Source organism: Bernardetia sp. ABR2-2B (genome assembly GCF_037126435.1).
In the GTDB taxonomy this organism is placed as follows: Bacteria; Bacteroidota; Bacteroidia; order Cytophagales; family Bernardetiaceae; genus Bernardetia.
The window spans coordinates 3,964,826-3,979,421 of the sequence record NZ_CP147020.1; the positions used below are offsets into that span (position 1 = coordinate 3,964,826).

Below are 14,596 nucleotides of genomic sequence, written 5' to 3' on the forward strand. Positions count from 1 at the left end.
TCTTCTCTATTATTTTCTGTTTTTATAAGCAGTGTGATTATATCATTTTGACTTTAGGGTTTAATTTTATAATTTGTTAACCATTAAATACTTATGAAAAGAAAAGTTACTATTTTACTACCACTTTACTCTAAGAAGAATGAAAGAAAAATCTACTCATATAGCTACCTGTGCGTTTTTGTTTTTTTTTGTTTTTCTATCCTCTCATAATTTTCTTGTAGCTCAAATAGACGAAGAGGGACGTTATAAATTTGCGCTTGATGAACTAGAAAGTAAAAAAGAGACTGAAATCAAAGTAGTTACAGCTACAAAACGTAGCCAAAGTATTCGTAAAGCTCCTGCTACTATTATGGTTATTACAGCCGAACAAATAAGAGAGCGAGGCTATGAGTTTCTAGATGATATTTTTAGAGATATTCCAGGGTTTGACCTTACTCGTGTACATGGTGTTTTTCCTAATATTTGGGCACAACGTGGTCTTTATGGAGATGAAAATAAGCGTACCTTACTCATGATAGATGGAATTGTAGAAAATAATATCTTAGAAGGTAATGTTTTGGGAGGTCCTCAATATAGTCTGCATTCCATTGAAAGAATAGAAATTATTTGGGGTAGTGGCTCAGCTCTCTATGGTGCAAATGCCTTTAATGGAATTATTAATTTAATTACTAAAAAAGGAGAAGATATAGATGGTTTGGAATATCAAGGTGGATATGGAGCATTTCAAACTCGCTTTAATAAGGCTGTTGCAGGTTTTCGAAAAGATAGTTTGGATGTTATGATTTCGGGTTCTTTAGTCAATTCTGAAGGTCCTATTTTTGAAGAACGCCACCCACAGTACAATGCCAGTTTTGTAGATAATGCCTATTCTATAATAGGAAGAATGAATTGGAAAGGTTTGAAATTAGGTTTTAGTCGTTTTGATAGACCTATGGGACAAGGGCAGTTTTCAAATTCGCCAGTAGAATATTATGGATTACCTTTATACGGTCATGAAGATAGTGAAGGGACAGTTGCTGGAAGTGGTTCTGCTCCTATAAATGTAGCTGGGGAAAGAGCAGGTGTTTGGCGTTCGGTTACAAATACGTTATCAGCCAGTTATCAAAAAGACTTTTCTGAAAAAATATTTGCTCTAGCAAAAGCTTATTATCGTCAAACAGGAATTGCAGAAACAAGTTATGATTATTATTATTCACCATCAGACTCTGCATACGAACGAACAGCTTATGCACACGATTCTTATTTGATAGGAAGTGAACTACAAATAGATTATACACTTAGTGAAACACAGCACCTTATCTTTGGAGCTGTCTATGAATACTCTGATGTTGAGAAAGGCTACCGTGGTTATGAAAGTATAAATCGTTTTTATAATTCTCCGAATAGCTTTTATCGTACTGTTTTAAAAGATGAGAGTTTGAGAGAAAGTGTAGTGTATCAAAATATTGCAGCCTATGGACAGTATGTCATCAATACGTCATTATTTGAGGCTACTGATATCATTGTAGGTATGCGCTATGACCAAAACAATGTATATGGTTCTACACTAAATCCTAGGTTAGCCATAGTATCTAATCCAAATGAGTACCTTACTGTAAAGTTGATGGCAGGAAGTGCTTACCGTCCTCCAAATAATTTTGAGCTTTTTTCTCAAGCAGCTTCAAGAATCCCAAATCCAGACTTACTACCTGAAAAGGTGCGTTCTTTTGAAGCAAATATTACCCTTACACCTTCAAAGAATTTATTTATTGAGACCAATACTTTTTTAAATTCTTATGACGATATCATTATCTCAAATGTAAATATTGGAGATATTGATAATGATGGAAACCCAAATTTTCAGAATCGAAATCAAGGAACAGCGCAAGTTGTTGGTTTAGAATTTAAAACGCAATACAATATTACTCCAGATATTTCAGCCTTCGGAAACCTTACTCTACAAAACCCAACTCAAAAAAATGGAGACGAGACGCCTACTGTTGCTAATATTGCAAAAGTGAAAGGAAATTTAGGCTTTGATGCTGCTTTTAAGAATATATTGAACTGGTATTTTGTCGGAAATTGGGTAGGAGAGCGTACTACAAGTGATTCTAATCCAGTATCTTCTATTCCGAGCTATGCTGTTTTCAATACAGCTATTTCTACTAAAAATTTCATCAATGATAAAGTTAGTTTTGTTTTTTCATTGAATAATATTTTTAATACTACCTACTTTGATGCTGGAATAAGAGGTGCAACAGGTGGTTATTATGGTACTATGCACAGGCAGTTGGAGCGAAATGGCTCTTTGAAGATTATTGTGAAGATATAAATATACGGCAAAGGTTGTTTTCCTTTCATAAGGAAGCTTTCAATGCTTATAAAATGACTTTATGAAAATATATTACTCAGATTTGGTGGCTGTTGCTGATATAGTTAAATATTATTCATTCCAATCATAATAATATATTCTAAACTCTTTATTTGAATATTTATATGTACTCATTTCTGTAAATAGTTCTTGTTGCATAAGTTTTTTTGCATCAAAATATTTGAGAAATGAGCTATCACAATCTATCTTGACGTGATATCCTAACTTTCTAGGTGTTCCTATTTCTGATAAATACCAATCAGCTTTTACCTTATAGTTACCTTGTTTGAAAACTTTTTGAAATATCTCTTCTAGAGGCTTCTCCTGTTCAAAAATATCCTGTTCTCTATCAATAAGTTTGACATCAAATTCTAATTGCCCATAAAACTGTATGGTAGTATCTTTAGGGTATAACAAATAAATATTATTCTCTTTTCTTAGACTATCTAAAACAAAATTATGTCTATCAATAGAGTTTATAGTAACTACTTTACCTTTTGCAGGAGTAAATTTTTTTTCCAAGCGTCCAAAATCAAATGACATTAATTCCCAACTGCAATAGCAAAATGTATTAATTCTTTCTCCATTTTTATATAAAGATAAACAGTTATCTGGTGTTGTTCCTCCACATTCTTCAGTTGCTTGAAGCTCTAAATCATTGCATAATTTAAGTAAAGTTTCTTTATCATAAATTACGTTATATGTATCGTAATCAGTATTATTTCTCACCAATAGCCAATTAGCATCTTCATCAAAATTACTTTTTTCAAAAAAATCAACTTTATGATTAGAGCAGTTATAGAAAAATAAACTGAACCCAACGAGTAAATAAATTAAGGTTTTAGATAAGACTTTCTTTTTTTTATACATAAGCGCATTTTTTTTGAAAAAATTACAGAATTGAAAGAAATATATCTTCGTATAAACAAATTTACAGATAATTTGAGCGTTTAGTCAGATTGTAGAAAGAAAGGATAATTTAATTTTTCATAACTTAGTAGCCAAACCCACACAAACAAAAAATCAAATACAAGAAATAAATTATCTTCATTTCAATTACTGTATGAATCCGACACAAGACAAAACTACTGACATTCAGAAATATTTTATCATAGATTTTGACAGCACTTTTACAAAAGTAGAAGCAATGGATGAGCTTTGCCAAATTGCTTTACAAAATCACCCAGAAAAAAAAGAACGCCTTTCTCAAATTCAATCTTTGACCGACCAAGCGATGGACGGAAATCTTTCTTTTAGAGAATCCCTTCATAAAAGAATTGCAATTTTAGAAGCAAATAAAAGTCATCTTCCAGAGCTTATCGAAAAATTAAGCGAAAAAGTATCTGAATCATTTAAGCGTAATCAAACTTTTTTTGATACCTATAAAGATACTATTCTGATTGTTTCTAGTGGTTTTAAGGATTTTATTGTTCCGATTGTTACCAAATTCGGAATCAAAATAGAAAATATTTATGCCAATGAATTTACTTTTGATAGTGATGGCGAAATAAATGGTTTTAATGCAAGTAATGTTTTGTCAGAAGATAATGGAAAAGTAAAGTTGCTCAAAAAACTCAATCTACAAGGTGATATTTATGTAATTGGTGATGGTTATACAGATTATGAAATCAAAGAAGCAGGACTGGCAAATGAATTTTATGCTTTTACAGAAAATATAAAGCGTGAAAAAGTGCTTAGTAAAGCTGACCATGAAGCTCAAAATCTTGATGAGTTCTTGTATGTCAATAAACTAGCTCGTAATATTTCTTATCCCAAAAATAGAATTAAGGTTTTGCTTTTGGAAAATATTCATCAATCTGCAAAAGAAATGATGGAAAAAGAAGGGTATCAAGTAGAATTGCTTTCAAGTGCTTTAAGTGAAGATGAACTTATAGAAAAAATAAAAGGAGTATCTATATTAGGCATTCGTTCTAAAACAAATCTGACTTCCAAAGTAATAGAACACGCTGACAGACTTTTAGCAGTTGGGGCTTTTTGCATTGGAACAAATCAAATTGACTTAGAAGCCTGTCAAGATAGAGGAATTGTAGTTTTTAATGCGCCGTATAGCAATACTAGAAGTGTAGTAGAACTCGCCATTGGAGAAATGATTATGCTTATGCGTGGTGTTCCTCAAAGTGTCATGGAAATGCACACAGGAAAGTGGAATAAATCGGCAAATAATAGTTTCGAAATCAGAGGAAAAAAATTGGGAATTATTGGCTATGGAAATATTGGTTCACAGCTTTCTGTTGTGGCAGAAGCATTGGGAATGAAAGTCTATTTTTATGATATTGTGGATAAACTAGCCTTAGGAAATGCAACGATGTGTACTTCTTTGGAGGAACTTTTGAGTATTGCTGATGTAATTTCTTTGCACGTCGATGGAAGGGCTGAAAACTCAAATATTATTGGAAAAGAACAGTTTGATTTGATGAAAAAAGGCGTAGTATTCCTAAACTTAGCTCGTGGGCAAGTAGTTGATATTCCAGTACTCGTAGAAAACCTCAAAAGTGGTAAAATATTGGGTGCAGGTGTTGATGTTTATCCAGAAGAACCAAAAAATAATCAAGAAGAATTTGTTTCAGAATTGCGTCAGATTCCAAATGTCATTCTTACGCCACACGTAGGAGGAAGTACAGTAGAAGCACAGGAAAATATTGCACAATTTGTTCCTACTAAAATGATGGATTATATCAATGCAGGAAATACTTTTTCTAGTGTAAACTTTCCAGAGCTACAACTTCCAAAACTTCAAAATGCTCATCGTTTGATGCACCTTCATAAAAACGTACCAGGGATTTTGGCTAAGATAAATCAGACTTTTGCCAAAAACGAAGTAAATATTGTCGGGCAATATCTCAAAACTAACGAAAAAATTGGTTATGTAATCACAGATATTGATCAAAAGTACAACGAAAAAGTAATACAAGAACTTAAAGATATTGAAGACACTATTCGTTTCCGTATTTTGTATTGATAAAACTGATTAGCGAGTGATTTATATGACAATTACAGGATAATACAATTACAGAGTTCTTTACTTTTACAATAAAATTATAATTCAAGCCCTAAGAGTTTTTAGAAATTCTTAGGGTTTTTATTATTTTTTATCTAGCTTCAGATTGACTTTTTAATGAGATAAATCAATTTATAAGTTGTCATTATGATTTATGTTGTCAATTTATAGTTTTTTAAAAATTTAGTTAAGTAAAGCTATAAATTTATTCTTGTTGAGTTGAATCAATCTTTTGCCGTTGTCGGTGTCCTCTCCTCATCGATGACTTCCACAAAGATTTTCAGATGACCGAAAAAATCAATAAAAATAGTTTTTCGAATATTGGAATCTATAAGCAAAGAAAAATTGCAAAACCTTAATCTGTTTTTTCTACATCACAATAAAATCCATCAAACACCACCAAAACATTTCTATATAGATTGTGTTCTCATAGAGTAGCTTTGACAGGCTAACAAAATATAGTTCTTAGTGAGTAGTAGTAGTTTAGTCAAAGTAAAACAAGCACTCAAAAACATTTTTTAAACTATATAACGACCAACTAAATGGCTTCTAGATTTTTTGTCCTCTTCGATGATATTGCAATACTTATGGACGATGTAGCTGTCATGAGCAAGTTAGCAACAAAAAAAACAGCAGGAATTCTTGCTGATGACTTAGCTGTAAATGCTGAAAAAGCGTCAGGTTTTGTTTCAGCTAGAGAAATACCTGTTTTGTGGAAAATAACAAAGGGTTCTCTCCTAAATAAAATAATTATTTTACCTGTCGTATTTTTATTGAGTGCTTACTTTCCTGTAGCTATTGTTCCTATTCTTTTGATAGGAGGGTTGTATTTGTCTTATGAAGGTGCAGAGAAAATATATGAGTATTTATTTCACAAAAAGGATGATAAAAAAGACATTTCATTAAATACAGAAATGACACCTGCTCAAATAGAAGAGTATGAAAAGGAAAAGATAAAGTCAGCTATTATTGTAGATTTTATTCTTTCTGTTGAGATTATAATTATAGCATTAAGTACCATAACAGATAGCCCTCTCAACATACGAATAATAGTAGTAACAATAGTTGCACTTATAGCCACTGTTTTTGTCTATGGTCTTGTTGCCCTTCTGGTAAGGATGGATGATTTAGGTTATAATTTAATTGCTAAAAGCAAAACTAACGAAGGTATTTTAAATAAAATAGGAACTGCTCTTGTCAAAACATTACCATTTATAGTTAGAAGTTTAGGGGTAATAGGTACATTTGCTATGATTTTGGTAGCAGGTGGAATATTTGTTCACAACATTGAACACGTACATCATCTTGTTGAAAGTTTGCCTTTGCCTTCTATCGTAAGTGAATTTATTATTGGTCTGATTATAGGATTTATATGTTTATTTATTACCAAGATAGTTTTGAAAGTTATAGGTAAAAACGATTAACATTAAACTTATTGTATATTCTAAATCTACTTATATCTATATTTTATGAAAAGAAAAACCCTAAATTCTTATTACAAGAGTTTAGGGTTTGTGCATTATTGATAAATATACTTGTTTTACCTTCTTCTGCCTGAATAACTCATTGCTTCTCCTTTACCAAAGGCATAGCTTACACCAAGAGTTATGAATCGTCCACGTTGTCTAAAATTATAACTTTCGAAAGTTGGTTGATTTACAAAGTTTTCTTGAATCCTAGAAGCAAATACATCTCTAACCCCTAGATTACCAACAATTTTACCTTTAAGAAACTTTTTTCGTACGCCTATATCCATAAAGGCAAAACCACTTTGTTCTCCCTGTACAGTCTCAAAACCAGAACGGTAATTTCCTGTTATTTCAAAATCAATATCAGCAGGAAGTTTTATTTTTGAATCCAAACGAGCCGACCATTGGCTACCAGTAAAGTCAAAATTTTGATTTTCAAAAACTCCTTGACGGTCAAAATAAGTATAATTAAAATTACCATTGAAAGTCAGCCACTTTACAGGGCTATATTTTCCGTTTGTTTCGAAACCTATAAGCGAGTTTGTTCCAATATTTTGAGGTGTCGTAACAGTAACATTATCAGAAAAAGTAGAAACTCGTTCCACTACATCGGTCGTATATCTGTGATACAAACTAGAACTCATAGTAGCGTCTCCAATCTCATAAATACTTGTAATTTCATACGAATCTGTAAATTCGGGTTGAAGGTCTGGATTACCTGCACGAATATTAAAGTTGTTTCTGATGTTAAAGAATGGATTCAAATCCCATAATCTTGGTCTAAAAATACGTCTAGAATATCCTGCTTGTAATGAAAAAGTTTCTGATGCTTTATAAGAAGTATGAAGAGAAGGAAAAAGATTAGTAAAATTTTGTGAGTTTGCTTCGTTTGTTGTTACTAATAGAGTTTGAAGGTCTGTATTTTCTACACGTAAACCTGCCTTAACTCCCCATAATTTATTTTCAAAAGCACCAGTCATATAAACACCTAATACTTTCTGATTCCACTCAAAGCTATTGGTAAAGTTTAGGTCAGTTACATATTCTCCGTTCTCAAAATTCTGTACTTCAAAATCATTTCCTACATCATTGATTACGTACAATGCTCCTGTCTCTAGCGTATAATTTTTTGATAATGGATTGACATAATCTGCCTTAAATGTATAATCTGTTTGATTAAAAGTAGTAGCTGTAAGCTGATTAGTATCTACATTTTCGCCTTCAATAGTCTTATCAATAAAGATAGAAGAAAGGTCTTTTGCAAAAGAACTTCCCAAAGCACTTATCTGAAATGTATGGTCTTCATTATTCTTAAAGGTCTTTGTCCAATTCAATTCATATTGCCATTTTGGATTTGTAGCTTCAGTTTCTTCATTACGTACCCATTGAGAAATAAGTTGATTTTCATCCAAAAAACTAAAATTAGTTTCAGAGGGCTGGTCTTCTATTTCGTAGGCAAAATTTCCTGAAAGCGTAAAGACATTGTATTTATTCAAATGATAATCTGTTCCCAGTCTAATATTGAAGAAGGTTTCATTTCTAAATTCTTCTCCATCACTCAAAATAGTTCTTCCATTCAATAAATTTCTATTAGTAGCTTCTGTCATTCTTGGTCTTGAACGATAACCAGCCCCAAATTGAGTAAATAAATTGAACTTTTCAGTACGACGATTTATACTTCCTCCAATACTATGGTTATCAGGAATACCGGTATTTGCAGAAATAGAACCATTCCAGCCCTCTTTTGATTCTTTTTTGAGAATAATATTCAAAATCCCTGATGTTCCAGAGGCTTCATACTTTGCAGAAGGATTTGTAATTACTTCAACACTTTCAATCATATCTGCCGTAATCGTACCCAACGCATTACCCGAATCATCTGCTAAAATAGAAGGCTTTCCATTGATAAGAATCTGTACGCCACCACTTCCTCGCAAACTAATTTCTCCTTCAATATTTACATTGACCGAAGGTACATTATTCAAAACCTCAAGCGCACTTGCTCCAGTGCTACTTAGGTCTTTTCCAACCATAAAAACACGTTTATCTAATTGGAAAATCGTCTTTGAAGTTTCTCCTTCTACTACAATGGCATCTAGCATTTTTGTATCTGGAGCAAGTGAGACCGTTCCCAAATCTATCTTATTATTGATGATTTCAACTTCTGTTATATCTTTGGTTTGGTATCCCATAAAACTAATTTTGATATAAAAATCAGTTTTGGTAGTGGAAATAGAAAAATTTCCCTCTTCATCGGATATAACACCTGTAATGAGTTCTTCCGTACTAGTTTTGTAGAGTGCAACAGTAGCATAAGGAACAGCTTGAGCAGTTTCTTCTTCAACTAAATTGCCAAAAATCTCAATTTTTTGTTCTTGAGCAGTAGCCAAACCACTCCAAATAGAAAATAAAAATAAATAAATAATTTGCAGTAGATAGTGTTTCATTGTATTTCAATATTTAATTATAAATTTTAATCACAACTTTTTATTTGCAAAAGTTGTTTAACTTTTTGCTTTTTTTGTGAAACAAAATAATTGTTAGAGTGCTAGTAAAGCGTAAGGTAAGTATATAAAATAACCTTCTTCAAATAATAAATTATTCAAAGAAGGTTTTATATAAAGACTAGTTTGTTGCTTTTCCTCTAAGGTCAGAGTTTTGGTTACTATTTTTTTTCTAGTGTTTGCATAGGTTATTTTCTAATCAAATTTAGCGAGACATTAATTCAATTTTTTTACAACAAATTCGTATAACTTGTCCATTTTCAAACGTATAAATAATATCATCATTTTCTTTTGGATTGTTTTGTAAAAGAAAATTATCATTAACTTCTCTAATTTTAGAAGGGAAAAATGTAATTTCTGATAAGTCTTGATTTTCATTCAAGTTATTTTCTTTAACCTCATTATTGAAGAATAAATAAGAAACTGACTTATGAACTAAAATTAAGTTGTTTACTTCATTTTTATCTACCCAATTGTCATTTGATTTTTTCCATTCCATTTTAATTTCTTGTTTTAAAATAGAATATTCAAAACTTAGAAAATCAAAATTGTTGTGTAAATCAAAATGTTTTTCTTCAAAATTAAGAGCATAATTTTCTATTATTTCAAAATTTGTTTTCATTATTTTTTTAGTATAATTCTGACAGCTTGGAAGCTGACAGCTACAGAAATTCACTAATCACTAAACGTTAATAACTAATCACTACTTCCCCACTCTTATTTTAAACTCATTCAATTTCAAAAGTGCTTCCACAGGCGATAGGCGATTAATATCTAAGGCTAAAAGTTCGTCTTTCATTTTTTCTAAGGCTGGGTCAGAAGTTTTGCTTTCTTCAAAGAGATTATTCTGATAAAATTCAGTTTTTGGAGCAGCTTTTAATGTTTCTTTATCCTTTTCTTTGAATTTATTGGTTTCAAAATGGTGCATCATTTCCGATGCTCTCAAAACCACTTTTTTAGGCATTCCTGCAAGTGAAGCTACATTTATTCCAAAACTATGTTCACTTCCTCCCTCTTTTAGTTTTCTAAGGAAAATAATTTTCCCTCCTACTTCTTTTACCGAAACATTGTAATTTTTTATTCTATCAAACTCATTTTTAAGTTCGTTGAGTTCGTGATAATGGGTTGCAAAAAGTGTTTTGGGTTTTGCATTAGGAAGAGAATGTAAATATTCTACAATCGCCCACGCAATCGAAATTCCGTCATACGTACTTGTTCCACGCCCTATTTCGTCCATCAAAACAAGACTTCTATCACTCAAATTATTCAGAATACTAGCCGTTTCAGACATTTCTACCATAAAAGTAGATTCTCCTTTGGCAATGTTATCAGACGCTCCAACTCTAGTAAAAACTTTATCTACAACACCAATTTTGGCACTTTTGGCAGGAACAAAACTTCCAATTTGAGCCATCAAAACAATCAAAGCCGTTTGACGAAGAAGCGCAGATTTACCAGCCATATTAGGGCCTGTTATGATAAAAATCTGTTCACTTTCAGGATTCATTGTTATATCATTCGGAACATACTGCTCTCCAATCGGCAATAGTTTTTCAATAACTGGATGCCTTCCTTCTCTGATTTCTAAACTATTATCATCACTAATTTCAGGTAAAGCATAATTATTTTGCATTGCTACTTCTGCCAAGCTACAAAGCGCATCTAACATCGATAAATACTTGGCATTTTGCTGAATTACCTTTACGTATTTTGCCACTTCTGAAACCAAATTGTGATATAGCGTATATTCAATACTCGCTATTTTTTCTTCTGCCGTAACTATCTTCTCTTCCCACTCTTTGAGTTCTGGCGTAATGTAACGCTCTGCATTGACAAGGGTTTGCTTACGAATCCACTCCGAAGGAACTTTACTTTTGTGAGCATTACTGACTTCAATATAATATCCAAAAACTTTATTAAAACTAATTTTTAATGACGTAATATTTGTTTTTATAATTTCTCGTTGGCGCAATTTTTCTAAAAAGTCTTTTGCCGAACTAGAAATATCTCTGAGCTCGTCAAGCTGCTCATGAACTCCTCTTTTTATCGTAACTCCCTGCTGTACAGCAAGTGGTGGATTGTCTTCTAGCTCGTTTTGGAGTTTCTTTAAAATATCATTATTCAAGACAAGTTTTTCTCCAATAGCTTCCAGTTCATTAGTCTTACTTTTTAATAAAATATCCTTTATCTTCGGAATTGCCTCTAAAGAAGTACGAAGTTTGACGAGTTCTTTTGGATTGATTCTTCCTACGGCTACTTTTGAAATTAAGCGTTCCAAATCTCCTACTTCTTTCAGATATGAACAAATTTCGCCTTGCAAACCATCTTTTTCTACCAAAACAGCTACATTTCTAAGCCTATTTTGAATTGGTTTGGCATCTTTGAGGGGAAAAGCCACCCATTTTCTAAGAAGCCTTGCACCCATTGGTGTAACTGTTTTGTCCAACACTTCAATCAGCGAACAGCCATTTCCATGCATCGGAACAAGCAATTCCAAATTACGAGTAGTAAAAGAATCCAACCAAACATATTTGTCTTGCTCAACTCTTGAGAGCGAAATAATGTGATTTTTTTCGTGGTGTTCTGTTGTTTCCAAATAATACAAAACTGCTCCTGCTGCAATGGTGGCAGCGTGTAGAGATTCAATCCCAAAACCTTTTAATGATGCTGTTCCGAAATGTTTGGTAAGTTTTTCATAGGCAAAATTGGTAGAATAAATCCACTCTTCGATAGCAAACTGTGAAAAATCACTTCCTTGACGAACTACCTGTGTTTCAAATTCTTTTTTATTGGATTTGCTATAAATAATTTCGGAAGGCGCAAAACGCTCTAAAAGTTGTTCAATATAAGAAAACTCTCCCTCGGCTACCAAAAACTCTCCTGTCGATAAATCTAAAAAGGCAGCACCAACAGCCTCATATTTTTTGTTTTTATAGAAATAAATAGAAGCTAAATAATTATTTTTCTTATTTTCCAGAACATTATCTCCCAAAACTAATCCAGGGGTAACAAGTTCTGTAACGCCTCGTTTTACAATTCCTTTGGCTACCTTTGGGTCTTCTAGTTGGTCGCAAATAGCTACACGAAGTCCTGCACGAACCAAACGAGGTAAGTAATTATCTAAGGAATGATGAGGAAAACCAGCTAATGCAATTTGAGAAGCTGCACCATTGGCACGTTTGGTAAGCGTAATATCTAATATTTTGGCTGCTTTGACGGCATCTTCTCCAAAAGTTTCATAAAAATCACCAACACGAAAAAGTAAAATAGCATCTGGATGTTTTCCTTTGATTTGATTATACTGTTTCATCAAAGGAGTTTGTTTTGTCTTTTTTGTGTCGGTAGTGCTAGTTTTTGAACTTGTAGATTTTTGTGATTTTGGAGGTCTAGCCATGAGAGTTGTTTTTTATCGCTATTTTTATTGGCAATTTGATTTTATTAGTGTATCAAAATTGCAAAAATATTTTGAAGAAAAGTAGCTTTTAAATATAAAAAGTAGAAATTTGCAGCAAAAATAATTTTTATTCGTCTAAAATATAAGTGTAATCTTAAATAAAAAATAACTTCCTTATAATCTCAAATCTATGAAAACTTTAAGTTACTTGCTATTTTTAGTCTTATTGATAAGTATAAAAAGTGTTTTTGCACATAATGAAGAAGATTCTCTTATTATTGGAGATTATAAATTTGAGAGGATTGAGTTTGAATTAAAACCAACTTTATATAAAAGTATGTATAGTGGAGGAAGTCTTACTCGCTATCCTAACAAAAATGATAGTATTAATGTAAATAAACTAGGTTATTTGGCAAATGAGAGTCTGACTCCAAATAATTATAGAGAGTTTTATGATGTTGCTCTCTCTTTTTGGAAACTTGGAAAAGATGAAATAGCAGAGAGAATGTTTTTAAGGATACTTAATTCAGAAGAAGAAAATTTTTCTAAGACTAATTTTTATGCTTCTGATGTTTTGAAAGATAGTTCAGTAAATGATGTATCTAATTATGGATATGGTAGTTTTACTTCACATCCTAAAAATGAAATTGCTCTCTGTTTATCTAAAATTTATATTGCGCAAAATGACTTTAGTAAAGCATTATTTTATCTGGAAGAGGCTGTCAATAAATATAAAGTAACCTATACTTGTGGGATGGGATATTATATCCAAAAGAGTGAGTACGATTTTTTATATGGAACTTGCTACAAAGAGTTGAATGAAAATCAAAAAATAATTGATTTATTTTTACCTACTTGTTTAGTTAGAAATGATGATTTTGTGGTTGATGCAATTAAAAATATATATTCAACTAAAGAAATTGAAACAGAACTAGACAAGGCAATAAATTCACTAACTTTTGAAGCATTTGATTTTCCATCTCTACGTATGAATGTTACTTATATTAACAATAAAGAAGTAACAGACTCTTCAACCTATTATTTAGGAAAAACTAAAATGAAAATTTTTGGTCTTGAAATAGAATCTCAAAATATAGATTTAGAAGATGGAGAGCGACTTACTAGAGATAAAGTGATAGAAGAATTTAAAAAATCTGACTTTTATACTGACTTGATGAGTGATTATGAAGGGTAATTAGGTATTTGATTTTATTAGTGTATCAAAATTGCAAAAATATTTTGAGATTTGAGGAGTTTTTTTGAGAAAAGTATTTTTCTAGGCTTGATTTCCTATTTGATAGGTAATTTTGAACTTATTGTCTTTTGTTATTTCTTCTTTGAATATATATTGATTGTTGCGTAGATGTGCATAAAGCATCATTATTACTTTATCTTCTACTGAATGATTTTTATTTTTTACAGCATTTCGATAGAGCGTTTTGAATACTGAAAAACCTTTGTCTTTAAAAATTTGACTGTATTTTCTTAACTGTTTTACAAACTTACTTTCTATATCATCAAAAATGAATTCTACTAAAATAATATGTTTTTCTGAAAAATAAAGTTGAAAATCAACATCAAGATTTAATTTAATACTATCTTGAAAATACTCCAAACATACGTGATAAATTTTACTCTTTTCCCTTCGCAAGGTTTTGTGCTTAATCAGAAAGTCTTCTATTTTGAAAATAAGTTCCTCTTTTTCTTCCTGCATTTTCGGAATCAAAATAGGCTCTTTAAATAGATAAATCGGATAGGTTGTAGTTTCTTTCATTGCATTAGTGTTTTTCATTTCAAGATAATAAATTTCTTTCTAATTGTCTGATACTTTCAAGTGTCTTGACAATTAAAAAAACTTCA

At 31.5% G+C, this 14,596-nt stretch carries 9 protein-coding genes; 4 read left to right on the top strand and 5 right to left on the bottom strand.

All coding sequences use genetic code 11. The features are described 5' to 3' along the window. Window positions 1-139 precede the first annotated feature (139 nt). Window positions 140-2,311 carry a TonB-dependent receptor plug domain-containing protein gene (locus WAF17_RS16835; RefSeq protein ID WP_338762066.1) on the top strand — a complete coding sequence of 724 codons (2,172 nt, stop codon included), beginning with the start codon at window positions 140-142 and terminating at the stop codon, window positions 2,309-2,311. A gap of 111 nt (window positions 2,312-2,422) precedes the next feature. On the opposite strand, the gene WAF17_RS16840 is transcribed toward WAF17_RS16835, so the two are convergent. Beyond that, complete coding sequence (locus WAF17_RS16840; protein ID WP_338762068.1) at window positions 2,423-3,220, bottom strand: hypothetical protein; 798 nt, start codon at window positions 3,218-3,220, stop codon at window positions 2,423-2,425. 193 nt (window positions 3,221-3,413) lie between these two features. Here WAF17_RS16840 and serA point away from each other — a divergent pair, with 193 nt between their 5' ends. Together serA and WAF17_RS16850 are read left to right on the top strand one after the other, a co-directional pair. Continuing rightward, window positions 3,414-5,330 carry a phosphoglycerate dehydrogenase gene (gene serA / locus WAF17_RS16845; protein ID WP_338762070.1) on the top strand — a complete coding sequence of 639 codons (1,917 nt, stop codon included), beginning with the start codon at window positions 3,414-3,416 and terminating at the stop codon, window positions 5,328-5,330. 581 nt (window positions 5,331-5,911) lie between these two features. Beyond that, window positions 5,912-6,793, top strand: a complete 882-nt coding sequence (locus tag WAF17_RS16850) for a DUF808 domain-containing protein (protein ID WP_338762072.1) — start codon at window positions 5,912-5,914, stop codon at window positions 6,791-6,793. A gap of 116 nt (window positions 6,794-6,909) precedes the next feature. Here the strand turns inward: WAF17_RS16850 and WAF17_RS16855 are convergent, their stop codons facing one another. The 3 genes from WAF17_RS16855 to mutS all read right to left on the bottom strand — a co-directional run bounded on the left by WAF17_RS16855 (window position 6,910) and on the right by mutS (window position 12,736). Further along, complete coding sequence (locus WAF17_RS16855) at window positions 6,910-9,285, bottom strand: outer membrane beta-barrel family protein (RefSeq protein WP_338762075.1); 2,376 nt, start codon at window positions 9,283-9,285, stop codon at window positions 6,910-6,912. Window positions 9,286-9,547: 262 nt separating this feature from the next. Further along, a complete protein-coding gene (locus tag WAF17_RS16860; protein WP_338762077.1) occupies window positions 9,548-9,964 on the bottom strand; it encodes a hypothetical protein in 417 nt (138 codons plus the stop codon). An 81-nt stretch (window positions 9,965-10,045) separates the two neighbouring features. After that, a complete protein-coding gene (gene mutS / locus WAF17_RS16865; protein ID WP_338762079.1) occupies window positions 10,046-12,736 on the bottom strand; it encodes a DNA mismatch repair protein MutS in 2,691 nt (896 codons plus the stop codon). 190 nt (window positions 12,737-12,926) lie between these two features. Between mutS and WAF17_RS16870 the strand changes: the two genes are divergently transcribed. Continuing rightward, window positions 12,927-13,931 carry a hypothetical protein gene (locus WAF17_RS16870; protein WP_338762081.1) on the top strand — a complete coding sequence of 335 codons (1,005 nt, stop codon included), beginning with the start codon at window positions 12,927-12,929 and terminating at the stop codon, window positions 13,929-13,931. A gap of 81 nt (window positions 13,932-14,012) precedes the next feature. Here WAF17_RS16870 and WAF17_RS16875 read toward each other — a convergent pair whose 3' ends face one another. Beyond that, complete coding sequence (locus tag WAF17_RS16875) at window positions 14,013-14,528, bottom strand: hypothetical protein (protein ID WP_338762084.1); 516 nt, start codon at window positions 14,526-14,528, stop codon at window positions 14,013-14,015. Between the last annotated feature and the right edge of the window lie 68 nt (window positions 14,529-14,596).